Raw genomic sequence first — 22,089 nt, 5'->3', positions numbered from 1 at the left:
TTTTCAAGCGCGACACCACATAGAGAGCCCGACCATTGCGTCGGGCTTTTTTATGACCGGCTTTTGCGTTGTTATAGACCGCTGGAGCGTTCTGGCGGTAATGCATTGATCGGCGGCGGCGAGTAAGGCTTTGGATTAAAGGGCACTGCGCCTGACGGTCGCCACGTCACGGATTCCATGCCGTATCGCTCAGCCTGGGGTTTGCTAATTTTCAGCATCCGCTCCCTACCGAACTTCGGAATTATGGCTATTCCGGCATCACAGCATGCCCAGTGCCACGCCTCCGCATTGTCCATCCGCCCAGCACGGATGATGAATGACTTATGTTGACCGTGAATTACGTACTCGATGATGTATAGCTCTGCTGAGGGCATAGTCACTCTCCTTGTCCGAGTATTGATGCTTCGGTATTGAAAAGATTCCGTTAATTTTCAGTACCTTTTTGAACGTTTGAACGGAAAAGATTAGACGAGATTGAGCGGTTTTCCTCCATATCAGATTCGGTTTTACGAGCGGCGCTATGAGCGGCCGTAGCTGGCCCTGAAAGATAGGACTTATTGAGCCCCGCCACAGTGCAGGGCTCTTTCGTTTCTAGATGTCGATTTCGCAGCCTGCAGGCTCAGCGGCTCACGTTTGAGTTTCGACTCAGTCGCGCAAAGAGCGAATCAAGGTTTCGCCAGTCCGGGAGTTGTGGAATGTCGTCTCGCTAAGTCTGTTGGCGTAACCGTTATCTACGATGCGATAGGATTTTGCTCCGTCCTCCCACTCCGTTGTGCCTTTCGAGGTGCTGCCGGTCTGCTGCGTTTCTTCGATGATTGTGTAGATTTTTCCAAGATCGCTTTGGGCCTCGAATTGATCGGTTTCCAGTGTTCGCTTAACCCTCATTACAGGCCTCTCATTGACTATAAGGCGCGAAAGATACCCTAGAGGGGTTGTATTAGACAGCGGCACCAGGCGGATTGCGCTCTGAGCTGGGTAATCCTTCTAGGCGTATAGGCCGGTTAAATGTCATCGCCCCTTGCTTGTGTAGTGGCACTTAGGCATTATTGAGACTGCTTGCTCTGATCAGCTCTCCATTCCCTCTCGCTTGGGAGCTGTTTCAGGGTTGGCAGACGGCCCCGACCACATGTTGGGCCTTTTTGATCCGATTGACCTTAGCCCCCGTATTTGTGGCGGCTCTCTCAATCATAAGGATCCACAGATTTCCCTTTGTATCTAGTGATACGCCTGACCCTGCCTAGTGCGGGGTTTTTTTATGCCTTCGTTTTTTGAGGGTAGACCATTGCCAGGATTGTCCTTCGGGAAGGCCTGGACGCGGTATAGCCGGTAGTCACGCGTGCTACAGAACACCGGTAATCAGCGTGCCCATGCTCCATTACCTCGCGGGTAGCGCTGATGGACCGAGGGGAAAGACCCTCACACGTATTTCGAGGCTCGCCATTATCGGCGGGCCTTTTTGTTTTCGGCTCCACCACACCCATTGCTACGGCTGGGAGTGCTGCTGGGGCCGATCTATCACGCTCGCAGAAAGCGAGGACAGCGGATGAAACCTATGCCGGACAAGAACCCTGACTTCTGGGCGCAGGTGTGGCTCGTCCTCAGCACGCCGCTCTGGCAGGGCGCAATCATGGCGTTCACGATCACCTTGTTGCGTGTGCTGTACGAAGCGAAAGAGCCCAACAAGTGGCGGATCGTGTTCGAAGCCTTGATCTGCGGAGCCCTAAGCCTTTCGGCGAGCAGCATCATTGAGTGGATGGAGTGGCCGCCCAGTCTCTCGGTTGCTGCTGGTGGTGCCATTGGCTTCATCGGCGTGACCGCGATCCGCGACTTGATCATCAGGTTCCTGGGCAAGAAGGTGGACTCGGCATGAAGGCGATCGCAGCAGGCATCATCATCGCCCTGGTCGGCCTCCTGCTCGTCGGGATACAGCAACTACGGGTTGAGGATCTGCGCGAAGAGAAGCGCGTCGAGGCTCAGGCCAAGGACGAAGCCATCAAGGCCAACACCGAGAGCCAGACCACTATCACCACGCTGCGCGCTGAAGCCAAGCGCAACGCCGACTACACTGCCGATCTGACCAAGCGCATCAAAGCCAGCGAGAAGAAAGCCGAGAAGGCGAGGAAAGACTTTGAAGACCTCAAACGCAACAGCAAGCCTGTTCGTGATTGGGCTGCTCAGCCTCTGCCTGACGGCCTGCGCGGCAAAGCCAGCAGTGGTAACAAAGACCCAGGCCGTAAGGTTGGAAGCCCCTGAGCTGATCCCGTGTGAACGGGTTGACCAGGAGGACGCCGACCTACGCCTCAACGGTGATGTGTGGGAGCTGAAGGACAAGGCCATCAAGTTGCTGGACACGTGCGCTGACCAAGTGGACGCGCAGATCAAGCGCAGTCAGAGTGAATAGCCAGCGCCTTGATCAAGCGAACTGTCCTGCGTAGTGACCGAGAGACGGAAAGAATTCAGCTGTTTCGTATCAACGGCTGGGATTTCGAAACCGCCGACTACTTGAAGCTGTCGCTCGCTTAATTTGGTCGAGGCGTCTTCCTTTGCCTTGGTCATTCTCGAGTGGTTCATTGCGATTTCATTGAGAGTTGACACGTTACATCTCCGGTGGGCTGAACAAGCGTATCGCTGAGTTCCTGAACATTGTTTGGTTGCCATCGCGTCAGATTACCGACGCTCTGAAGCTACAGCGATCGACCTGCAATCCCTAAGCCAGACTTGGCTACCTATCTCGCGCCACGTTTTCGAATGCGCCAAATCGTGGCGCGGTATTGGAGCAGCGCATGGCCAACATCAGCCTGATCATCACCATCAAGCGCGCCTGGTGGGTAATGCCGTACATCTACGGCGTTCAACTGTTCAGTGAGCTGACAGGCCTAGATCCCGATTACGACAAGGTAGCGGCCACCATCGCACGCGGCCTGGAGGTTAACGCCACATGAGTGTTCACACAGCAGTGGGGGCCCGCATTCACATCGCAGGCCAAGAGCCCACACCACCAACACCACCATCGGAGCCGACAATGACCAAGACCAACCTGCTTGTAATCACCAGTGCCGGCCATATGTCCGATGACCAACACGCCAAGTTAACCGCTCGCGTTGAGGCTGTCGCCAGCAAGGTCGGCGCCGAGGTTCTGGTTCTTGGCCCCGGCCAAGATGCTCGACTGATCAATGTTGGTGTTATGCCAAGCAAGGCAACTGCTGTCGAGATCAAGGAAGGCCTGCGCAGTTGCTCAGCGGCTCGGACCGGATACTACAGCGCAAGGCTCAACAGCGACGCGAGCCCGGTAACTGCTATCCAGGGTGAGGCCGTGAGCTTCAACCTCGATCCGTTGGAGCAGGCCGTCGAGTCGACCGTCCGCATGCTGCGCGACGAGCATCAGCAGATGGCGGATGCAGGTGCCAAGCAGGACAGCGCACTTTGCGACCGGCTCGGCACTCACCTTGATGCGCTGCTGGCCATCCAGCTTGAGCGGGTGACTGATCATGAGTAGCACCAAGGCAGAGGCCGACTACTTCGCCCAAGAGCACGTCCACACCGTTGATGACGGCCGAGGCGCCCGCGAGGTGTATCTCGATGGGGTGAAGGTGCAAGACGCCTTCTTCGCTGACACTCAACTTGGACTGGTCGTTGCCTACTGTGAGCCAGTAGAAATCATTCCGGGAACGGATCGCATCGACAGCTATCACGCCTGGGGTGAGGTTCGTGTAGAGCCCAAGATTGATGAGGTTTGACTGATGGCAAACAACTCGCCCTGGCACCACCTGTACAAGACGAAGGACTGGTACCGACTGCGCCACCACCAACTACAGGCTTACCCGTTGTGCCGCCGCTGTGAGAGCCAAGGCCGTGTCGTCTCAGCCATCATCGCTGACCACGTTAAACCGCACAGGGGTGACGTTGCGTTGTTCTTTGGTGGCGAGCTTCAAAGTCTTTGCAAGACCTGTCACGACAGCGCCAAGCAGCGCGAAGAGAAGTCTGGAGTCATTGTTGGGTGCGACGTGAACGGCCTGCCGATCGATCCGAACCATCACTGGAATCGGGAGTGACGAATCGTCGATCCTTGCACCTAGTTGGTGCGGCACGCCACTGCCCCGAGGGGGAGGGTGAAAAGTTCGGGATTTCCGTGCATAGGACCGCCCTCGACCCTCTTTACGCAAAAAGCCAGAATTGGAGAGTTTTTTTTGAAGGGAAGAACCCCCGCCCCGACGACCCAGAAAAAGGTCACCGGCACGTTGCGTGCCAGTCGGGAAAACAAGCGGGAGCCTCAGCTCGCGGTCGCGTCATACCAGTCGGCGCCCGCATCGATGACAGCCGAAGGCCAGGCAGTATGGAAAATATTCTGCCCGCTCGCCGCATCGATGGGCGTACTCACTGAAGCAGATCTGCAAACGCTTGAGCGTCTATGCGAAGTCGCCGCCGAGGTTCGCCGTTTGACCAAAGTAATTTCCGAAGAGGGCCATACCTATTCGACCGCCGCGGGCCTGATCAAAGCGCACCCCGCTGTGGCTATGGCGGCTGACGCCGACCGCCGGCTGCTCTCTTACCTCACCCATTTCGGCATGACACCCGCCGCCCGATCCAAGGTCCAGGCCATTGGCGAACCTCCAAGCAAAGACCCGGAAGACGAGTTCTTCAATTGAGGTCAAGAAGGTTTCCTATGCGGTCGACCCAGTAACGGCTTGGGCTCAAGAGGTTTACTCTGGCAAGGTGCTGGCCGGTCCCGATATTCGAAACGCCTGTGGTCGCCACTTGCGAGACCTGGAGGACGGGCCGAAGCGAGGGCTTACCTGGGATCTCGAAAAAGCCAACCGGGCGATCCGCTATTTCAAGACGGTACTCAAGCTCAACGGCGGCGAGCACGAAGGCCTCCCATTCATTCTGCTGCCCTGGCAAGCATTCATCGTTGGATCGATCTTTGGCTGGATGGCGCCGGACGGCTTTCGCCGATTCCGAACCTGTTACATCGAGTCGGGTAAAGGGTCGGGCAAGTCGCCGCTGGCGGCTGGCATTGGCCTGTATTGCCTGACCTCAGACAATGAGCCGCGCGCCGAGGTGTACGCCGCAGCGACGAAGCGTGATCAGGCGATGATCCTGTTCCGCGATGCGGTGGCGATGGTTGATCAGTCGCCGTCGCTGATGAAGAAAATTAAGAAGTCGGGCCGGGACGAGAAGGTTTGGAACCTGGCCTACCTGGCGACCGGGTCATTCTTTCGACCTATCAGTTCCGACGACGGGCAATCTGGTCCGCGTCCTCACTGCGCGCTGATCGACGAAGTCCACGAACACAAGAACAACAAGACCGTCGAGTTCATGCGGGCGGGCACCAAAGGTCGCCGCCAAGCGCTGATCCTGATGATCACCAACAGCGGTCACGACCGTAACTCGGTCTGCTACAGCTATCACCAGCTCGGTGTGAATGTCTGTGAGGCCGGCGCCAAAGGCGTGACAAAGCGGCACCGCCACTTCAACGATGGTTTCTTCTCGTTCATCTGCTCCCTGGATAAGGGCGATGACCCGTTCAAGGATGAGAAGTGCTGGGGCAAGGCCAACCCATCGCTGGGCCACACGTTCCAGCCAAAGTATCTGCGCGAGCAGGTCACCGACGCGAAGGGCATGCCGGCCAAGGCGAGCACTGTTCGGCGCTTGAACTTCTGCCAGTGGGTAGATGCGGCGAACCCATGGGTCGATATCGATACCTGGTTGTCGTGCTGCGCGAAGTTCGATCCCGAGAAGCTGGCTGGCCAATTTTGTTATGGCGGCCTCGATCTTTCGGGCAAACGAGATCTCACTGCGTTGAATCTCTACTTTCCCGAACAAGGAAAATCAATCGCAGAGTTCTGGACGCCCAAGGACACGCTACTTGATCGCGCCGCGATTGATGGCGTGCCCTATGACGTCTGGCTAGAAAGCGGACACATTCACGCGCCGCCAGGCAAGGCGATCAACTACGCGTTCGTAGCAAAGCGGCTGGGAGAGCTTGCAGCCAAGTACGACATAAAGGCACTGGCCTTTGACCCATACCACATGAGCTATCTGGAAGTGGAGCTCGAGGCGCAGGGCATCGAGTTGAACTTGGTTCCCCATGGGCAGGGTTTCCGCCCTGCCCGCGAGTCGAATCTCTGGATGACTCATTCCATCGACCTGGTGGAGGACTTGATCGCTACCGGCAAGATTCAAGTACTTGATAACCCCTGCCTGACCTGGAACGTCGCCTCCGCTGTGATGGAGGCTGACGCGCAAGAAAACAGATGTTTTTCGAAGCGAAAACGAACTGGCCGGATCGACGGCGCGGTTGCCTTGGCCATGGCCGTGGGTGCAGCAGAGCAAAGAACCGTGACGCAGAACCTTGATGACTTCCTCAATCGACCGATGAGCATGTAATGGCAGATACCGACTACAGCATTGACCTGCGCACCCGCAGTCCCTTCTGGGCGCGCATGGCGAGCTTCTTTGTCGGCGGTCGGTTGTCGACGCCGAACAAGGGATCTCAGACAGGACCTGTTTCCGCCACCGGTGAGGTCGGCGACTCAGTCGTAACAGACGAGCGCTCGCTTCAGATCTCGACGGTGTTCGCATGCGTGCGCCTTATCTCGAGCGTCACGGCGTGCATGCCCCTGGACGTTTTCGAAACCAAGGGGGATGACCGTGTGAAGGTCGGGCTAGACAACCCGCTCGCCCGGCTTCTGAAGTATCGGCCAAACGACTTCATGACAGCCTTTGACTTCCGTGTCGCCATGACGATGCAGCTTTGTTATTACGGCAACGCTTATGCCCTGACCGAACGTAACTCGGTCGGCGACGTGATCAGTCTGGTGCCTTTGATGTCGGTGAACATGGACGTTCGCCTTGAGGGTAAGCGCATCGTTTATCGGTACCGGCGCGACACCGAGTATGCCGACTTCAAGCAAAGCGAAATCTTCCATCTCAAAGGCTTTGGGTTTAACGGTCTTGTAGGGCTTTCCCCTATTGCCTTCGCGGCCAAGACCGCTGGCGTTGCCGTTGCTATGGAAGACCAGCAGCGCGACTTCTATGCCAACGGTGCGAAGTCACCACAACTGCTGATGACGGGCGAAGGGAAGCTGCTCACCACCGAGCAGCGCAACCAGGTGGAGGCCAACTTCAAGGAAATATCCGGCGGGCCGGTTAAGAAGCGGCTTTGGATTTTGGAGGGTGGTTTCACTACTCAAGCCATCGGTGTGAGCCCGCAAGACGCGGAAACGATGGCGGCCCGGAAGTTCCAGGTCAGTGAGCTGGCGCGCTTCTTTGGTGTGCCGCCGCACCTGGTGGGCGATGTCGAGAAGTCAACCAGTTGGGGCTCAGGTATCGAGCAGCAGAACCTTGGGTTTCTTCAGTACAGCCTGGATGCCTACTTGGAAATCTGGGAAGGCTGCATTTTGCGATGGCTCATCAAGCCGGCAGACCTGGGGCGCATTCATGCCGAACACAATCGAGATGGACTTCTGAGTGGCGACTCAACGGCAAGAGCGAACTACATGAAGACCAAGGTAGATACAGGCCTGCTGACAATCAACGAAGGTCGCCGCATTGATAACCGGCCGCCGCTCCCTGGTGGCGATGTCGCAACGCGGCAGTCGCAGAACGTGCCGCTTGATCAACTTGGCAAAACGAACCCCGCCCCTAGCGGGGTTTAGTTTTTCTGGAGCTACCCAATGTCAAATATCCAAAAGACCCTGGCCTTTACCGACACCGAAATCAAATTCTCCTCGGATGGCAAAGCTGGGGTTTTCGAGGGTTACGCCAGTGTCTTTGATGTCATCGACTCGGACGGCGACATCATCCTGCCGGGCGCTTACAAGAAGGCCCTGGCCGAACAAAGCCGAAAGGTCGGGATGTTCTTCAACCATCAAACGTGGGAAATGCCCGTCGGCAAGTGGCAGACACTGGAAGAGGACAGCAAAGGGCTGATCGTCATTGGTGAGCTTACGCCCGGTATGTCCGCTTCCAACGACCTGCGCGCCGCCATGGAACACAAGACGGTCGAAGGTATGTCTGTGGGCTTCACGGTCACGAAAGACGACTACAGCATCATCGACACCGGTCGGGCGTTCAAGAACGTGCAAGCGCTTCGCGAGATCAGCATCTGCACCTTCCCTGCCAATGAACAAGCAACCATCGATTCCATGAAAAGCATGGAGTCGATCACCACCATTCGCGACGTAGAGCACTGGCTGAGGGATTCGGCCGGTCTATCGAAGTCGCAAGCGCTGGGCTTTATCGCCCGGTTCAAGTCCGCAGTTCGGAGCGATTCCGAAGGTGGCGAAATCACCGCGCTCCTGGAGCGCATCAAGTCCTTCCCATCTGTAGGAAATTGAACCATGTCCGAATTGGCCCAAATTCAAAAGGCTATCGAAACCGCGCAAACCAACATGACCGCGCTGTTCGATGAGCAGAAGAAAGAGATCTCCGCTACCGGCGAGATCAGCAAGAAGCTGCAGGGTGACCTGCAAACTGTGCAGGACGAACTGAAGTCTGCCGGTACCCGCCTGTTCGATCTTGAATCGAAACTCGCTGGCGGCGCCCCGGACAACCCCGAAACCAAGAAGTCTTTTGCTGAACGCGCAGCCGAAGACCTGAAAAAAGGCTGGAATGGTTCCACTTCGGGCAAGGTCGACGTGAAGAGCTTCAGCAAGGCCCTGGGCGCCGGCGCAGCCTCTGCGGGCGCGCTGGTCCAGCCGCAGCAGAACGCCGGCATCCTGATGCCAGGGCTGCGCCGCCTGACCATCCGGGATCTGCTGGCGCAAGGTCGCACCACCTCCAATGCCATCGAGTACGTGCGCGAGAACGTGTTCACCAACAGCGCGGCACCGGTGGCTGAAGGCGAGCTCAAGCCTGAGTCGCAGCTGACCTTCACGAAGGAAACCGCCAACGTCAAAACCATCGCTCACTGGATTCAGGCCTCGCGCCAGATCATGGACGATGCCCCGATGCTGGAATCCTACGTGAACGGCCGCTTGCTCTTCGGCCTGGACCTTGTTGAAGAAGGTCAGTTGCTCAACGGCGACGGCACCGGCGACAACCTGATCGGCTTGAATAAGGTGGCCAGCGCCTACGACGTTGCACTCAACGCCACGGGTGACACCCGCGCTGACCAGATCGCTCATGCCATCTTCCAGACGAGCGAGTCGGAGTTCGAGGCTTCTGGCCTGATCCTCAACCCGCGCGACTGGCACGCGATCGCGCTGTTGAAAGACGCTGATGGTCGCTACATCTTCGGTGGCCCAGCCGCATTCGCTGCCAAAGTCATGTGGGGTCTGCCGGTGGTGGCTACCAAGGCTCAGGCCCAGGGCACTTTCACTGTTGGCGGCTTCGATTTGGCCTCGCAGATCTGGGACCGCATGGACGCGACCATCGAGATCAGCAACCAGGATCGCGACAACTTCGTGAAAAACATGCTGACCATCCTCTGTGAAGAGCGCCTGGCGGTTACTCACTACCGCCCGACCGCAATCATCAAGGGCACTTTCACTCCGGCGGCATAACCACAGGTGCGGGGCAGGCAACTGCCCCGGTATCAACATGAAGACTATTCGTGCATTGCGGCAGTTCTCCCATTATCACGCTGGGCACTTCGATCAATTCGAGGAGCGCCCGGTTACTGATGAGATCGCCGAAGCTTTGATCGGCATGGAATTGGCCGAAGAGATCGAGGCTGCGGCCGCGGCAAAGGAAAAGCCAACAACAGTCAAGAAAGGGAAGGCAACCTAAATGATCGACCTGGCTCGCGTGAAGCTCCACTTGAAGGTCGACGGCGACGATGAAGACTCGATCATCACCGGTTACTTCGAGGCCGCCAAGTCGCACGTTGCCATGCACTGTGACCGGGAGCTGGTCGAAGGAACGCCGGCCGGGCCAGAGCAGATGGGTTTCACCCCTGACGTTGAGCAGGCGGTGCTGCTGCTCGTCGGCCACTGGTACGCAAACCGTGAGGCGGTAGTGATCGGTACGATCTCCACCGCCATCCCCTTGGCCGTTGACCGGCTGCTCTGGTACAGGAAGCGCTTCTGATGAGAGCCGGCCCAATGAACAAGCGCTGCACCTTAATGCAGTCGCAGGCGGTTGAGCGACATGGCGGTGGCCGCCCAGTGACTTGGGTGGAGGCCGGGAAGGTCTGGGCTGAGATCACTCTGCCCACCGGCCGCACCGCGCCAATGGCTGACCGCCTTGAAGTCGACATCACCGCTGAAATCAAAATCCGGTACCGGGCCGATGTAGTTGCCGGCATGCGCCTGGTAAGTCCAATCGGAACCTACCTGATCGGCGCTGCGTTGCCCGACCGAGATCCCGCGATGCTCCGGCTGTTGTGCTCGAGCGTCACCAACCCCTAGAGGTTATCAAAATGAAAGTACGTGCCTTGGCCAGTATCTCTGGCCCCATGGGCCGAAAAGTCGCGGGCGATGAGTTTGTCGTCAGCGCAGTCGATGCCCAATCCCTGATTGACCGCAAGCTGGTAGAGCCGGTGCCTGTAGAGGTTGCGCCGGCGACGCCTACCGAAAAGCCTACGAAGTCCAAGGCAGCTGCCGAGGAGTAAGACATGGCAGCCCGCAGATCCCGGATGTCCGGCGACTTCAAGCTGAGGAAGACGCTTCGCAACATCCATACCCAGCTCGACAACGAATTGAAGCCGGCGATGCAGGAGGCGGCGGACAGGCTCTTGGCAACGATGAGGGAGTTTGTTCCTAAGGATAGCGGGGATGGCGCGGCTGCTCTGACAGCTTTCGTTTCGAAGAGCGGTCTTGATGCCGAGATCGGTCTGCGCGGGAAGAAAGCCAACAAGCGTTTCTATTACCTTCGCTTCATCGAATACGGCACCAAGGGCTACGCCGAGGGTAAGCGGGCGGGCGGTCGCAACAAGCGCGCAACCAACAAATCTGACGGCGCTCACTTTTTCGGTAAGCACCCGAAGATCCCGGCGCGCCCAGCTCATCCCTGGCTGCGCCCGGCTTATGACGTGAACAGGGAGTTCATCCTTGCGAGCATCAGCCACGCGGTGAGCAACACGCTGAAGCGCGCGGCCGAGGGTTTGGGCGATGGCTGATCCGTCCTTTGCGCTGCAGGTCGCGCTGCTCGGCAGGCTCAAGGAGGAGATCGTTTCCTGCAAAACCTACGATCACGTGCCGATGAATGCAGCGTTTCCGTTCATCTCTTTAGGCTATGAGACTTCGAGCAATGACGACCCGCTGGCCAGTCGCCGTGACATTCGGTTGATATACCTCAGTGTCTGGTCCGATTTCCCAGGCCAAGAGCAGATCAAGCTGCTGATGGCTGAGATCGACGCCGCGTTGCATGAGCGACCAATGCGGTTGGATACCGGGCGGGTTGTTTCGATCCGCGTCATCCGCAAACAAGCAACTCCGGAGCCTGACGGCATCACCTACCAGGGCTCCGTCACCGTTCGAATCATCACCCAACACTAAACCGCTGAACCAACGCCGCGCTGCGGCTACATCACCTGTCCCTAGGAGGACTCCCCATGTCTATCAATACCGGCGCTGGCACGCGAATTTATATCGGTCCGCGCCTTACTGCTGATCTGCCTAAGGATCACGCGGCTGCCATCACCCTGCTGGCCGCTCTGGTCTATGTCGAAGTTGGCGAGGTCGAGAGCATCGGCGACTACGGCGACACCATCAACGATGTGTCTTTCGCCGGCTTGGCCGAAGGGCGCGCACGCCACCTCAAAGGCCTGGCTGACGCCGGATCGGTCGAACTGGCCATCGGCTTCGATGCCGGTGACGCTGGCCAGCTCAAGTTGGTTGAGGCGTTCCTCGACCGATCCCGCTTCGACTATCCGATCAAGGTGGTCTACGTCGACGGCGAAACCGACTACATGGCCGCCAAGGTCATGAGCAACAAAAAGACCGGTATCAGTGTCGAGGGCGTGCTGAAGCGTACCGTAACCCTGGGCATCAACTCCGAAGTGTACGAAGTAGTCACGCCTTAATCGGCGAGCTTCATCCGGCGCCGCCTTTTGCGGCGTCGGACCCACCTAATTCGATAAAGAGAAACCCATGTCCAAGACCAACCACGGTACCGTCGTCATCACCACTGACGAAGTCACATTCACCCTGAAGCCAACCCTGCGCGCGTTCCGCGATATCAACCGCCACTTCGGCGGCGTGATCGCGGCAATGCAGGCCATCGCTCACGGGAATATCAGCACCGTTGCACTGATTGTTGCCGCCGGTACCGGCGTTGACTCCGGCAAGCGAAAAGACATGGAGGCGCTGGAAGAGGAGATCTTCGAAGCTGGCTTCAGTACCGTTTCGGCCCAGGTGCTGCCATTCCTCCAGGCACTGATGAACCCTGCCGGCAAGACAGACGAAGATATCGCGAAGCAAAAAGAGGAGGCGGCGGGAAACGAGTAAAAGCCGGCCCCGAGGTAGACCCTGTCGACTTCATCTTCAACATCGCCACCGGCTGGCTGGGCTGGCCGCCGAGCGTGGCATGGGACACCCCGATGGTCGAAACCCTGATGGCCTGGGAGTCCAAACGCCAGTTCCTGATTGACAGCAATGGCGGCGGTGACGACAAGGGCAAGCCGAATAAGAAGGCGGTGGCCAAGGAGGCCAGGATGGGGTTCCGCGTGGCGGCCATGGGCAGAAAGAAAGATTGAGCTGCATCTTGGTTTTGTGCGTCTCGCGCGGATGGTGGTAGATTGCCGCCTTCTCAAGGGGGGGTTGAAGATGGATACGAGACTCAGTGCTAGCGGCTTTTCTTTAGTGCTATTGACTTCACTAATACTGGTGGGATGCAAGGAGGATAAAAAAGAGAGTGTCCTCCAGGATCTTCCTTATTGGAAATGGAAAACGGTCACCAATAAGGATCCGATGACCGATGTCGAAAGCACTTCAGTATTCCTCACCTCCGGTCCTATCAGTGACGGAACCTACGCGCCTGCAGAGTTGCATTTTCGATGCACTCAAGGACTATTTGAGGTTTATGTAGGCTGGAGAAAATACATGGGCAGTGGCAAGCACTCGGTAACAACTAGGGTGGATGATGATCAGGCAGAACCTAACAAATGGGATGCATCATCTGATGGACGGACGTCCTTTTATCCGTTTGCGGACTCGCGGTTCTTGGATCGCCTTTCAAAAAGTACAACTTATTTAGTTCAGGTAGATAATCGTGGCGAAAAATTACGCGCCAAATTCAACACCTCAGCGATGTCCAGTGAGGTGGCTAAAGTTAGATCGGAGTGCAATATCTAGGATCTAAAACACGCTGCCAAAAATTTAATAAGCCCGCCCTAGCGGGTTTTTTTTCGCCTGGAGAAAAGTAAATGGCTGACGCCGACGTACAAGGTCTATTGATCCGCATCGAGGCGACCACAGCACAGCTGCGCCAAGAGATCGCCCGCGGCGAAGCGGCAGTGGCGCAGTCGGCCGGGAAGATGGATACCAGCCTTGGCCGTATCGATTCTGCGTTTGATCGCGCAGGGGCTAGCGCTCAGAGCGCAGGTGGTCTTATCAAAGGTGCGTTGGCGGCCGCCATTGGTGCTGCGTCAATCGGGACCATCATCAAGACTGCCGATTCCTACTCGCAGATGTCGGACCGTATCGGGCTGGCGACCAAGAGCTTCGGCGAGTACAACACGGTGCAGGAGCGTTTGCTTGCCACCGCAAACCGCACCTACCGTCCTCTTGAGGAGGCGCAAGAGCTCTACATTCGCACGTCTGACAGCCTTCGCTCTATGGGGCTCAGTGCGAACCAGTCCATGGATGTCATGGACAGCTTCAGCTATTTGCTGGTGACCAACTCGGCCTCGGCGGATAAGGCGAGCTCGGCAATTGATGCATATTCCAAGTCCCTGCAAACCGGGAAGATCGATGCCGACTCCTGGCAAGCAATTCTCGCGGCCATGCCTACTATTGTTGAAACGGTTTCGCAGGCAACAGGCAAGTCGGCCGAAGAGATTCGCAACCTGGGTGCCCAAGGGAAACTCAGCCTCGACACGCTGACCGAGGGCCTGCAGAAAAGCGCTGAAGCCAACGGCCTGCTCGCTGACAGCATGGGCGTTGCGGTCCGGGACGCTCTGGTAGCGCTGAATAATGCGTTCTCCGTTTACATTGGTCAGCTGAATGAGTCGACCAACTTCACCGGGGTACTGTCGTCTGGAATCGTGACCCTAGCTGATAACTTCGGCACCATCGCTGAAGTGGCCGGGGTTGTTGCAGCCGGTGCGCTAGCTGTGTATGCCCGCGGTCTAGCCGTGTCTACCGCTGGTTCGGTATTGGCCATGAAGGCTTCTATCGAAGATGCGGGGGCTCGTCGCACCCAATCCGTCGCAGTGCTGCGAGCCGCTGAGGCCGATCAGCGCAAGGCGCAGACTGCGGTCTTCTTGGCTGAGAAAGAGGCTGTTGCGGCGAAAGGCACAGCCGTCCAAACGCAAATGTCTTTGCAGCTTGCCGAGGCGCGCATGGCTGAGGCGCGCGCTACTGCTGCGGTTGCCGCTGCGCAGGCTGGTCTCGTCACCCGGACAAGCATGCTCCTCGGTTTCCTCGGTGGCCCAGCGGGTATCGCCATGCTCGCCGTCGGCGCAGCCACTGCATTCCTGACCCTTCGCGACAACACTGGCGACCTGGAAAAGAAGCTGGGCGATCTTGCTGATCCAATCGACAAGCTGATCAAACGATTCAATGAGCTTGATCGCGCCACACAGTCGGTCACCCTGCGCGAACTGAAAAAAACGATTGCCGACGCACAGGCGGATCTTTCGACGGCAGCGGGCTCGATTGCGTTCGAGTTTCAGACCAGCCTGACAACTGCCGGATTGGCTGGCGCGTCTGGCTTCATGGCGGGCATTGCGCCGCTGCCTGCCGAATTCCAGGCGGCGATTGATCTCGTTAAAAAGGCCTCGGCTGATCAGGCCAGCGGGATGGTTGTTGACTGGAAGGCGGTTGCTGATCAGGTGCGCCAGGTTCCAGGCGTTACCGCTGAAGTCGCAGACGCTCTGGAGAAAAGCGGTGGGGCAGCTGCAACTTCCAATACAGAGCTCTCCAAGCTCAAAGACACGGTTTCCCAGCTGACCGGCGAAACCGATGAGTTGACCCGGGCCGAGCGTGAGAATGCTGCGGCAAAGGCGGCAGCGGCGGGTGTTGGGCAGAAGTACCTGGAGCAGTTGCAGAAGCAACTCGGCGCTGCGCAGGACAAGACCGCGCTCCAGGCGGCAAACCGCTTCATAGCTGAAAACACTCTTCTCACTGAAGGCATGATCGTCGCCATTCGCTCGGCGGCCGCTGCCAAGGATGCTCAAAAAGCCGCTGACACTGCGGCTACCAAGGCTACCAAGGATGGCACGAGCGCCGCCAAAGAGGCTTCCACCGAGGCGAAGAACCAGGCCAAGGCCTTGGCCGATCTTCAGGCCCAGGCCGATATCGCCATTCAGTCGGCGACCGGCTTGGCTGCTGCGTATCTGGCCGGTACCGACAAGTCGCGTGAATTCAGCTTGCAACAAAAGGTCGACGAGGCACTGCTGAAGACCGGATCGGCTGCGCGCGACGAAGTCATCGCCAAGCTCACTGCCCAGCAGGATGCTCAGGACAAGCTGAACATCAGCAAGTCCGCCTACGACCTCGGCAAAGAAACGGCTGACATCATTGCCCAGGCCAAGGCCACGCTGATGGGTGCTGATGCGCTGGCCGCCTATAACCTTGAGAAGTCGATGACGATTGCTCTGGCTGGCAAAAACATCGAGGTTGGAAGCAAGGAATATGAGCAACTGCTGGCGGCGAACAAGGCTCAGCAGGACGCCTTGAAGATTGCGCAGCGGGCCGCGAACGCCGGCGGGATCATGGATCGGCTGTATCCAGAGGCAAAGCTGCTCAAGGATTACACCGAGGATCAAAAAGCGCTAAACGCCGCAATGGCGCTGTATCCGGAAAATGCTGCCAGCTACCAGGCTGCCCTGGTCAAGCTCGGCAACGAGTACGAGGTAAACCGCAGCAAGGCCACCTTGTGGGGCCAGATGACCGAGGGCGCAATTGATCGTATCGACGAAGCCTTCGCCACGGCCTGGGGCAATATCGGCAGCGGCGCGGAAAGCCTGTGGGACAACCTGAAGAAAGGTTTCAAGCAGACGCTGGGCGAGATCGCTCACATGCTCACCACCAAGCCGCTGCTGGCCTCGATCAGCAACTGGCTGACTGGTACCGACAATGGTCAGGGCTTGTCGTCGATATGGGGCAAGCTTCTCGGTAGCGCAACGGGTCAGGGCGGATCCGCGGGCGATGCTAACGGCTGGGGAGGCATGGTCAGCCTCGGCAAAAACCTGTATTCGGCGTGGAGCAATCTCACTGGAGTGGGTTCGTCGATTGCCTCGGGCTATGCGTCTGGCGGTGTCGGCGGTGCTATTTCGGGTGGCGTTGGCTATTACGGAAATTTGCTCAGTAGCTTGGGTACCACTCTTTCGGGCGGCCTCAGCAGTATCGTTGGCGCTATCACAGGCTCAACCGCTACCCAGGTGGCGGCCAACGCTGCAACTTCTGCTGCACTACAAGGCGCCGTTGCGCAGGGCGCCGCCCAGGTCGGCACGAGTATAGGTATCGGGGGCGCCGCGCAGGTAGGCGCTAGCGCGGCGGCGAGCGCTGGTACGGCAGCTGCTGCAGGCGCAGGCGCAGGTTTCTACGCCTCCCTTGCTGCCATGGCATCCAACCCCGTGGGCTGGGTGATTGCTGCGGTCACATCCGCCTACCAGAGTGGGAAGTTGTACGATCAAGGCGTGCGCTGGAACACCAAGGATGTGATGAATACCGACCTGGTGAAGTATTCGGGCGGGATTGGGCAGGCCACATTAGCGCCTTTGGCACTCACTAATAACGTCCTGGAGAAAGTCGTTGGTGGGAAGATGGCCGCGATTTTCTCGGGGTCTACCTTTGCATCTGCAATTATCACCAAGGTCAGTGAGAAGATTTTTGGTGGCAGCTGGGCCACTAAGGACGGCGGACTATCATTTGGAATTGAGGGTGGGGACTTCTTAGGTCGTCAGTACATTGATCAAAAGAAAAAAGGTGGCCTGTTCGGGAAGGACAAAAAACGTACAAGGTACTCAGCGCTTGATCCTCAAATGCAAGAGGCGTTGCAGGCTAACTACTATGACACGCAATACTCCGTTCTCGACCTGTTCACGCGCCTCAATGTTTCTCTTAACGATGGTGTGATGGATGGCCTGAACGTAGCGGCCACCAAGATCAGCACCAAGGGTAAAACCGGCGAGGAGATTCAGGAGGCTATCACCAAGTGGTTTGGTGGTATTGCTGACTCAATGGTATCGGCCGTCGACTTGGCGACTAAATCAGGCCTTGGCGGCTACAACTTTGAAGCGCTGACCACCTTCGTCAACAACCTCTACAGCGTCAATGACTCGTTCGAGATGCTGGGCCGCAAGCTATACGACGTGTCGGTCAGCACCGGCTTCATGGCTGAGCAGCTGGTGGCTATGGCGGGCGGTGCGGAGGCGTTCAACGCTGCCAACAGCAAGTTCTTCGATAGCTTCTACACGGACGTAGAGAAGACCAACTACACGCTGGCGACAGTGACCAAGCAGTTTAAGGCGATGGATGTTGCATTGCCTGGGTCGCGCACTGCGTTCCGGAGCGTGGTTGATGCTCTGGACCTGACGACCGAAAGCGGCCGCAAGATGTACGTCACGCTCACCGGTTTGGCGGAAAGTGCATCGCAGGCTTACACGATCCTCGAACAGCAGTTGACGAACGCGGTCACCAACGCCCAAAGCGCGGTGCAGCGGGCAATCTCCGCCCAGCAGAAGAAGGCGACCGAGGCGTACAACGCCACCAACACCTCGCTCAGTGACATGGTCAGCACCGTGACGGAAAACGTCAACGGCCTGAATTCTGTCAGCACCAGTTTGAGTACGGCCCTCAAGGCGTTGCGCGGCGATTCGGATGACGCCGTGAAGATGCTGCGTGCGCAGGCGCAAGCGACGCTGCAAAGCGCATTGGCCACCGCTCGTTCCGGTAAGTCGCTCTCTGGCTTCACCGGCTTGGAGGATGCGCTCGACACCGTCAGCAACAACAACACTGACCTGTACGGCTCCATGGAGGACTTCGCACGGGACCAGGGTCGTACTGCCAACGTAGTGGCCGAGCTGAATGCCATAAACGGCAAGCAGCTTACTAGTGCCGAGGCTTCGCTGGCTGGCCTGAAAACCCAGATCGACCTGGCCAAGGCGGCGTATGACGCTCAGATGGCCCAGTACGATCAGGCGTTGGAGTTCGCCCAGGCGCAGATGGATGCGCTCAACGGCGTAGACACCTCGATCATGGGCGTGACGGCGGCCATCAACGCGATGAACGCCGCAGTGGTTGCAGCGCTTCAAGGTCAGGCGTCCGGTGCAGGCAAGGCCAACACTTCGGGCAACAACGCAACGCTGGTTGAGACGCTGTATCAGTCCGTGCTTGGTCGCGGGTCTGAAGCTGCTGGTGCTTCGTACTGGGGCGCCAAGCTTCAGAGCGGAGAGGTGACCTACGAGCAGGCTGCCGCAACCATTGCCAAGGAGGCGTTGGCCCTGGATGCATCGAAGTACGCCGGGACAGTAAGTCAGGCGCAGATCGCTGCCTCCAAGGCGGCTGCGCAGGCCTATCTGGACGGCCATAAGACGCCGGCGTTTGCTGCTGGTGGATTCCACGATGGGGGCCTCCGCCTGGTAGGGGAGAACGGTCCGGAGCTGGAAGTCACCGGCCCGAGCCGGATATATAACGCCAACCAGACGGCAGCAATGCTCAAGGGTGGCGGTGATATGGGCGCACTTGTGTCCGAACTCAAACAGATGCGCGAAGAGAACAAGTCGCAACGCTTCCAGATCGCCAAGACCAATCGGCAAGTCGCCTCGATGCTTCAGAAGTGGGATTCCGAAGGCACGCCAAAAGAAAGGGACTACGCCCTATGAGACTCATCAAGCCGGTTGAAATAACACCGGCCAAGCTGATCAGCAGCAACGTGCCGGAGACGGATTATCCGGCGTGGCTGGTGAGTGCGACTTATGCCCTGGGTGACCGGGTGCTGCTCGATCACACCATTTACGAAGCATTGGCCGCAGTGGCGGCAGGAGTCAAGCCGGGGGAGGAGGTAGTTACGCCGGAAGCCCCAGCTAAATGGCAGAACCGCGGGATGGATAATCGCTGGCGCATGTTCGACGACAAGGTTGAGTCCCTGACCACCAACCCCGGCACGATTGAAGTAAGGATCAGGCCAGGCGCAGTGATCAACTCGATGGCCCTGTTCAATCTTCAGGGCAAGTCGGTGACCATCACGATGATCGATCCGGTCGAGGGTGAGGTTTACCGCAAGACTCTCACCCTGGTAGATGCCGGCGTGACGAATTGGTACGACTGGTTTTTCGAGCCTATTGGCAAGCGCACCGATGTTGTGGTGCTGGATATGCCGCCATACGGGTCCGCTGACATCGTGCTGATAATCGATGCTGGTGCAGAGCTCGCTGCAATAGGGCACACAGTCATCGGCGCAGTGAAGCGGATCGGCACCGCGCTCTATGGAACATCAGTCGGCATCAATGACTACAGCAGAAAATCCACGGATGAATTCGGCAACACGATTGTCGTCCAGCGCTCTTTCTCCAACCGAGCTGAATTCGACGTCACTCTCGACACGTCCGAGGTTACACGGGTGCGACGGCTTTTGGCCGAGTTGCGTGCTACGCCCGTGGTGTGGATCGGTGAAGAATCGTATGAGGCAACCATCCTTTTCGGCTTCTACAAAGACTTTCAGATCGTGTTCTCGGGCCCGACTGTTTCCGATTGTTCAATTACTGTTGAAGGGGTTATTTGATGGCCAGTCCACCTGTTATTCCAGACCTGCCGCCGGCGCCGACAAGAAGCGATGGTCCGGCAGATTTCACGCCGAAAGCTGACGTGATGATTGCGGCGTTACAGCCGATGATCGTAAAGCAAAACGAACTGGCCGCGTGGATGAACTCCCAGAGCATTGCGCCTGGCCTTCCGAGCATCACTGGCAATGGCAACAAGTTCCTCAAAGTGTCAGAAGGCGCGATTGGCCTTGAGTGGGACGAGGCGGGGCAACTGATCGGAGACGTTCTGCTTACCTCAAGGCAGGTAGCATCCAATTTCTTGAGAACGGACGGATCCATCTATCTGCAGAGCGCCTACCCTGATCTGTTTGCTCAACTTGGCTTGCTCGGGGGCGTTTCGGGACAGACATGGTCTCTTAAGGCCAGTGGGGTCAGCACCTCAATTACCGATGTGGCTTCGGATTTGAAAGGCGTTGTTATCGCGATAGGCGCTAGCACTTCAATTCTGCGTAGCACCGACAATGGAGAGACATGGACTGTCATCCCCGGGGTTTTGCCCGCCTCGCAGACAGGCAAGTGCATCGCCACAGACCGAAAAGGCGTGTGGTGCATCGGACACTCTAACGGCGGGGTTCGCAGCACTGACAATGGGCTCACGTGGGGGGCGGGAGGCGTAGGTGCGGTCTCGATAGACACTGATGGGCTGGGAACCTGGATTGCTGCGCGCGAAGGAACCTCGCAGATAAATAAAAGCCTGGATAACGGGGTGACATGGACTAACACCACGGTGTCTAGCAACTATCTTTACGCGGTATGTACAGATAGGAAAGGGGTATGGGTTGTTGCGGGGATCGAGGGAGCCATGCGGCGTAGTGCTGACAACGGCCTTACTTGGTCCCCTGTTACGCTTTCTTCGGCCACCAGCGTGGTCGTGGCGGGATGCCCCAAGGCTATTGCCACCGATGGAGAAGGCCGTTGGGTAAGGGTGAATTCAAACACCTCTATATCAAGCAGCGTAGACAATGGGGTTACTTGGCAATCAGCAGTTGGAGGGTTGACCACCACACCGGCAGCGGCCTTTACCGGCGTCGCGGCCTCCGGGTCCGGGGCATTCTCGGCGGTAGGTGTGGGCGGGGCGATCATTACCTCGCTGAACTCAGGTGCCTCTTGGACGTATCCGACCACGCCGCTCGGCGGCAGTGCCGGTAACTCTATCGCGCGCCTGAGTGATTCCGGACTTGTCTCTGTTGCCGTGGCAGGAAAGATAGCCGTGAGCCGTGCAGTGTTCTCCTATGACTCCGCGACACAGTTCAAGACCCCGACCATCTACGATCCGTCGGGCCTAAGCTCTTACATAAAGGCAAGGAGAACACCTTGATTCTGTACCTTTGGGATTCAGAAGGCATATTTTTTGGCACGGTCGAGGCTGACGAGGACGCCGCGCTGCCTTTGCGCAGCACCCCCACCAAGCCGATGAAGCTCACCGGTGCCCAGGTTGCACGCTGGACCGGTGGCGGCTGGGAGAAGCTGGCAGCGGCGCCTAGCCCAGAGCCGGTGCAGCCGTCAGATTGGCCGGAGCTGATTGCCGCGCGGCGCTTCCAGGTAGAAACCGGCGGTGTCACCGTGGAGGGTGTTCAGATCAATACCGAGCGCGACAGTCAGTCGTTGCTCACTGGCGCGGCTTTTGCTGCATCCCTCGATCCTGAGTACCGGATCAAGTGGAAGGCAGCGACGGGCTTCGTTGATCTGACGGGCGAGCAGATACTGGGCATTGCCTCGCAGGTCCGGGCGTTCGTGCAAGCCTGCTTCAATCGGGAGGCTGAACTGCTGGGCGCGGTCGCTGACGGCTCGATCACGGCGCAGATGCTGGAAGAGGGTTGGCCTACTTAGTAATTAATTACTTTCGAGTACGCCAGAAAGCTGCCCAGGGTATGGAAATCCGCAGAGTATGTGATCGCGGCTGTCAGAGTGGATTTGAGGTTCGCCAAGGGCGCTTTGCCCAGCAGCTCCGTAGCGTCTGGTGAGCGTACAAACCTATCTATGTCTGCCGCTTCTAGGCCGGGTATCTCGGGAAACAGTAGAAGTCCATAGGTTTCAAGGCCAGCGGCGTCCACCTTCCACATTCTATCGGCTTTATACCGCCTGACAGCCCTGTACAGAGCGCCTAGAAAATCTGCTTGTCGCTGGGTGAGATATAGATCATCCGTTGTCATGGGGGCTCCCTGTGAGTTCGGATCAGAATCTACATAGGTGCCACGCTCTAAAGCAAGGCACCG

General features: G+C 57.8%; 29 protein-coding genes. 26 read left to right on the top strand and 3 right to left on the bottom strand.

Annotated elements, in window-relative coordinates:
• Window positions 1–71: 71 nt before the first annotated feature.
• Window positions 72–374, bottom strand: a complete 303-nt coding sequence (locus tag DYL61_RS31605; protein WP_135309186.1) for a DUF6555 family protein — start codon at window positions 372–374, stop codon at window positions 72–74.
• Window positions 375–645: 271 nt separating this feature from the next.
• The gene (locus DYL61_RS16425; protein ID WP_135309185.1) at window positions 646–885 is read right to left on the bottom strand and encodes a hypothetical protein; all 240 of its coding nucleotides are present in this window, start codon (window positions 883–885) and stop codon (window positions 646–648) included.
• Between the two features lie 658 nt (window positions 886–1,543).
• Between DYL61_RS16425 and DYL61_RS16420 the strand changes: the two genes are divergently transcribed.
• The 26 genes from DYL61_RS16420 to DYL61_RS16300 all read left to right on the top strand — a co-directional run bounded on the left by DYL61_RS16420 (window position 1,544) and on the right by DYL61_RS16300 (window position 21,703).
• The gene (locus tag DYL61_RS16420; RefSeq protein ID WP_167497974.1) at window positions 1,544–1,870 is read left to right on the top strand and encodes a phage holin, lambda family; all 327 of its coding nucleotides are present in this window, start codon (window positions 1,544–1,546) and stop codon (window positions 1,868–1,870) included.
• Window positions 1,867–2,253 (top strand): hypothetical protein, encoded by a 387-nt coding sequence (locus tag DYL61_RS16415; RefSeq protein ID WP_135309183.1) that lies wholly within the window; start codon window positions 1,867–1,869, stop codon window positions 2,251–2,253. The genes DYL61_RS16420 and DYL61_RS16415 overlap by 4 nt, the downstream gene beginning before the upstream one ends.
• Window positions 2,240–2,401, top strand: coding sequence for a hypothetical protein (locus tag DYL61_RS16410; RefSeq protein ID WP_167497970.1), 162 nt, complete (start codon window positions 2,240–2,242; stop codon window positions 2,399–2,401). Before DYL61_RS16415 ends, DYL61_RS16410 begins: the two co-directional genes overlap by 14 nt.
• A gap of 382 nt (window positions 2,402–2,783) precedes the next feature.
• A complete protein-coding gene (locus DYL61_RS31295) occupies window positions 2,784–2,942 on the top strand; it encodes a hypothetical protein (protein WP_167497973.1) in 159 nt (52 codons plus the stop codon).
• Between the two features lie 80 nt (window positions 2,943–3,022).
• Entirely contained in the window at window positions 3,023–3,496 is a 474-nt protein-coding gene (locus tag DYL61_RS16400) for a hypothetical protein (protein WP_135309181.1), read from the top strand.
• The gene (locus DYL61_RS16395) at window positions 3,489–3,737 is read left to right on the top strand and encodes a hypothetical protein (RefSeq protein WP_135309180.1); all 249 of its coding nucleotides are present in this window, start codon (window positions 3,489–3,491) and stop codon (window positions 3,735–3,737) included. The genes DYL61_RS16400 and DYL61_RS16395 overlap by 8 nt, the downstream gene beginning before the upstream one ends.
• Before the next feature lie 3 nt (window positions 3,738–3,740).
• Complete coding sequence (locus tag DYL61_RS16390; protein WP_135309179.1) at window positions 3,741–4,052, top strand: HNH endonuclease; 312 nt, start codon at window positions 3,741–3,743, stop codon at window positions 4,050–4,052.
• Between the two features lie 135 nt (window positions 4,053–4,187).
• Entirely contained in the window at window positions 4,188–4,646 is a 459-nt protein-coding gene (locus DYL61_RS16385; protein ID WP_135309178.1) for a phage terminase small subunit P27 family, read from the top strand.
• Window positions 4,600–6,387, top strand: a complete 1,788-nt coding sequence (locus DYL61_RS16380; protein ID WP_238704571.1) for a terminase large subunit — start codon at window positions 4,600–4,602, stop codon at window positions 6,385–6,387. The genes DYL61_RS16385 and DYL61_RS16380 overlap by 47 nt, the downstream gene beginning before the upstream one ends.
• Entirely contained in the window at window positions 6,387–7,658 is a 1,272-nt protein-coding gene (locus tag DYL61_RS16375; RefSeq protein ID WP_135309177.1) for a phage portal protein, read from the top strand. Before DYL61_RS16380 ends, DYL61_RS16375 begins: the two co-directional genes overlap by 1 nt.
• An 18-nt stretch (window positions 7,659–7,676) precedes the next feature.
• Window positions 7,677–8,339, top strand: a complete 663-nt coding sequence (locus DYL61_RS16370) for an HK97 family phage prohead protease (protein ID WP_135309176.1) — start codon at window positions 7,677–7,679, stop codon at window positions 8,337–8,339.
• A 3-nt stretch (window positions 8,340–8,342) separates the two neighbouring features.
• Window positions 8,343–9,506: a phage major capsid protein gene (locus tag DYL61_RS16365; protein ID WP_135309175.1), complete on the top strand. Its 1,164-nt coding sequence runs from the start codon at window positions 8,343–8,345 to the stop codon at window positions 9,504–9,506.
• A gap of 37 nt (window positions 9,507–9,543) precedes the next feature.
• Window positions 9,544–9,732, top strand: coding sequence for a hypothetical protein (locus DYL61_RS16360; RefSeq protein ID WP_135309174.1), 189 nt, complete (start codon window positions 9,544–9,546; stop codon window positions 9,730–9,732).
• Window positions 9,733–10,032 (top strand): head-tail connector protein, encoded by a 300-nt coding sequence (locus tag DYL61_RS16355; protein WP_135309173.1) that lies wholly within the window; start codon window positions 9,733–9,735, stop codon window positions 10,030–10,032.
• Entirely contained in the window at window positions 10,032–10,352 is a 321-nt protein-coding gene (locus DYL61_RS16350) for a phage head closure protein (protein WP_135309172.1), read from the top strand. Before DYL61_RS16355 ends, DYL61_RS16350 begins: the two co-directional genes overlap by 1 nt.
• 11 nt (window positions 10,353–10,363) lie before the next feature.
• A complete protein-coding gene (locus DYL61_RS16345) occupies window positions 10,364–10,555 on the top strand; it encodes a hypothetical protein (protein WP_135309171.1) in 192 nt (63 codons plus the stop codon).
• A 3-nt stretch (window positions 10,556–10,558) separates the two neighbouring features.
• Complete coding sequence (locus DYL61_RS16340) at window positions 10,559–11,062, top strand: HK97 gp10 family phage protein (protein WP_135309170.1); 504 nt, start codon at window positions 10,559–10,561, stop codon at window positions 11,060–11,062.
• Window positions 11,055–11,441, top strand: a complete 387-nt coding sequence (locus DYL61_RS16335; RefSeq protein WP_135309169.1) for a DUF3168 domain-containing protein — start codon at window positions 11,055–11,057, stop codon at window positions 11,439–11,441. Before DYL61_RS16340 ends, DYL61_RS16335 begins: the two co-directional genes overlap by 8 nt.
• Window positions 11,442–11,497: 56 nt before the next feature.
• The gene (locus tag DYL61_RS16330; RefSeq protein WP_135309168.1) at window positions 11,498–11,968 is read left to right on the top strand and encodes a hypothetical protein; all 471 of its coding nucleotides are present in this window, start codon (window positions 11,498–11,500) and stop codon (window positions 11,966–11,968) included.
• 67 nt (window positions 11,969–12,035) lie between these two features.
• The gene (locus DYL61_RS16325) at window positions 12,036–12,392 is read left to right on the top strand and encodes a hypothetical protein (RefSeq protein ID WP_135309167.1); all 357 of its coding nucleotides are present in this window, start codon (window positions 12,036–12,038) and stop codon (window positions 12,390–12,392) included.
• Window positions 12,393–12,484: 92 nt separating this feature from the next.
• Window positions 12,485–12,640 carry a hypothetical protein gene (locus DYL61_RS31290; protein WP_167497972.1) on the top strand — a complete coding sequence of 52 codons (156 nt, stop codon included), beginning with the start codon at window positions 12,485–12,487 and terminating at the stop codon, window positions 12,638–12,640.
• Window positions 12,641–12,710: 70 nt separating this feature from the next.
• The gene (locus DYL61_RS16320) at window positions 12,711–13,238 is read left to right on the top strand and encodes a hypothetical protein (RefSeq protein WP_135309166.1); all 528 of its coding nucleotides are present in this window, start codon (window positions 12,711–12,713) and stop codon (window positions 13,236–13,238) included.
• A 71-nt stretch (window positions 13,239–13,309) separates the two neighbouring features.
• Entirely contained in the window at window positions 13,310–18,934 is a 5,625-nt protein-coding gene (locus tag DYL61_RS16315) for a tape measure protein (RefSeq protein WP_135309165.1), read from the top strand.
• The gene (locus DYL61_RS16310; RefSeq protein ID WP_135309164.1) at window positions 18,931–19,833 is read left to right on the top strand and encodes a carbohydrate-binding protein; all 903 of its coding nucleotides are present in this window, start codon (window positions 18,931–18,933) and stop codon (window positions 19,831–19,833) included. The genes DYL61_RS16315 and DYL61_RS16310 overlap by 4 nt, the downstream gene beginning before the upstream one ends.
• Window positions 19,833–21,191, top strand: coding sequence for a WD40/YVTN/BNR-like repeat-containing protein (locus tag DYL61_RS16305; RefSeq protein ID WP_135309163.1), 1,359 nt, complete (start codon window positions 19,833–19,835; stop codon window positions 21,189–21,191). Before DYL61_RS16310 ends, DYL61_RS16305 begins: the two co-directional genes overlap by 1 nt.
• Window positions 21,188–21,703: a DUF4376 domain-containing protein gene (locus DYL61_RS16300; protein ID WP_135309162.1), complete on the top strand. Its 516-nt coding sequence runs from the start codon at window positions 21,188–21,190 to the stop codon at window positions 21,701–21,703. Before DYL61_RS16305 ends, DYL61_RS16300 begins: the two co-directional genes overlap by 4 nt.
• On the opposite strand, the gene DYL61_RS16295 is transcribed toward DYL61_RS16300, so the two are convergent.
• On the bottom strand, window positions 21,700–22,026 hold the full coding sequence (locus DYL61_RS16295) for a hypothetical protein (RefSeq protein ID WP_135309161.1): 327 nt from the start codon (window positions 22,024–22,026) through the stop codon (window positions 21,700–21,702). The genes DYL61_RS16300 and DYL61_RS16295 overlap by 4 nt on opposite strands.
• Between the last annotated feature and the right edge of the window lie 63 nt (window positions 22,027–22,089).

This window comes from Pseudomonas nabeulensis (genome assembly GCF_004682045.1).
In the GTDB taxonomy this organism is placed as follows: Bacteria; Pseudomonadota; Gammaproteobacteria; order Pseudomonadales; family Pseudomonadaceae; genus Aquipseudomonas; species Aquipseudomonas nabeulensis.
This window is presented reverse-complemented; position numbering and strand designations above follow the sequence as displayed.

Bases quoted from the DNA above. Each gene is read 5' to 3' on its own strand.
- DYL61_RS31605 (WP_135309186.1), bottom strand. From the start codon at position 374: ATGCCCTCAGCAGAGCTATACATCATCGAGTACGTAATTCACGGTCAA.
- DYL61_RS16425 (WP_135309185.1), bottom strand. From the start codon at position 885: ATGAGGGTTAAGCGAACACTGGAAACCGATCAATTCGAGGCCCAAAGC.
- DYL61_RS16420 (WP_167497974.1), top strand. From the start codon at position 1,544: ATGAAACCTATGCCGGACAAGAACCCTGACTTCTGGGCGCAGGTGTGG.
- DYL61_RS16415 (WP_135309183.1), top strand. From the start codon at position 1,867: ATGAAGGCGATCGCAGCAGGCATCATCATCGCCCTGGTCGGCCTCCTG.
- DYL61_RS31295 (WP_167497973.1), top strand. From the start codon at position 2,784: ATGGCCAACATCAGCCTGATCATCACCATCAAGCGCGCCTGGTGGGTA.
- DYL61_RS16400 (WP_135309181.1), top strand. From the start codon at position 3,023: ATGACCAAGACCAACCTGCTTGTAATCACCAGTGCCGGCCATATGTCC.
- DYL61_RS16395 (WP_135309180.1), top strand. From the start codon at position 3,489: ATGAGTAGCACCAAGGCAGAGGCCGACTACTTCGCCCAAGAGCACGTC.
- DYL61_RS16390 (WP_135309179.1), top strand. From the start codon at position 3,741: ATGGCAAACAACTCGCCCTGGCACCACCTGTACAAGACGAAGGACTGG.
- DYL61_RS16375 (WP_135309177.1), top strand. From the start codon at position 6,387: ATGGCAGATACCGACTACAGCATTGACCTGCGCACCCGCAGTCCCTTC.
- DYL61_RS16370 (WP_135309176.1), top strand. From the start codon at position 7,677: ATGTCAAATATCCAAAAGACCCTGGCCTTTACCGACACCGAAATCAAA.
- DYL61_RS16365 (WP_135309175.1), top strand. From the start codon at position 8,343: ATGTCCGAATTGGCCCAAATTCAAAAGGCTATCGAAACCGCGCAAACC.
- DYL61_RS16360 (WP_135309174.1), top strand. From the start codon at position 9,544: ATGAAGACTATTCGTGCATTGCGGCAGTTCTCCCATTATCACGCTGGG.
- DYL61_RS16355 (WP_135309173.1), top strand. From the start codon at position 9,733: ATGATCGACCTGGCTCGCGTGAAGCTCCACTTGAAGGTCGACGGCGAC.
- DYL61_RS16350 (WP_135309172.1), top strand. From the start codon at position 10,032: ATGAGAGCCGGCCCAATGAACAAGCGCTGCACCTTAATGCAGTCGCAG.
- DYL61_RS16345 (WP_135309171.1), top strand. From the start codon at position 10,364: ATGAAAGTACGTGCCTTGGCCAGTATCTCTGGCCCCATGGGCCGAAAA.
- DYL61_RS16340 (WP_135309170.1), top strand. From the start codon at position 10,559: ATGGCAGCCCGCAGATCCCGGATGTCCGGCGACTTCAAGCTGAGGAAG.
- DYL61_RS16335 (WP_135309169.1), top strand. From the start codon at position 11,055: ATGGCTGATCCGTCCTTTGCGCTGCAGGTCGCGCTGCTCGGCAGGCTC.
- DYL61_RS16330 (WP_135309168.1), top strand. From the start codon at position 11,498: ATGTCTATCAATACCGGCGCTGGCACGCGAATTTATATCGGTCCGCGC.
- DYL61_RS16325 (WP_135309167.1), top strand. From the start codon at position 12,036: ATGTCCAAGACCAACCACGGTACCGTCGTCATCACCACTGACGAAGTC.
- DYL61_RS31290 (WP_167497972.1), top strand. From the start codon at position 12,485: ATGGTCGAAACCCTGATGGCCTGGGAGTCCAAACGCCAGTTCCTGATT.
- DYL61_RS16320 (WP_135309166.1), top strand. From the start codon at position 12,711: ATGGATACGAGACTCAGTGCTAGCGGCTTTTCTTTAGTGCTATTGACT.
- DYL61_RS16315 (WP_135309165.1), top strand. From the start codon at position 13,310: ATGGCTGACGCCGACGTACAAGGTCTATTGATCCGCATCGAGGCGACC.
- DYL61_RS16310 (WP_135309164.1), top strand. From the start codon at position 18,931: ATGAGACTCATCAAGCCGGTTGAAATAACACCGGCCAAGCTGATCAGC.
- DYL61_RS16305 (WP_135309163.1), top strand. From the start codon at position 19,833: ATGGCCAGTCCACCTGTTATTCCAGACCTGCCGCCGGCGCCGACAAGA.
- DYL61_RS16295 (WP_135309161.1), bottom strand. From the start codon at position 22,026: ATGACAACGGATGATCTATATCTCACCCAGCGACAAGCAGATTTTCTA.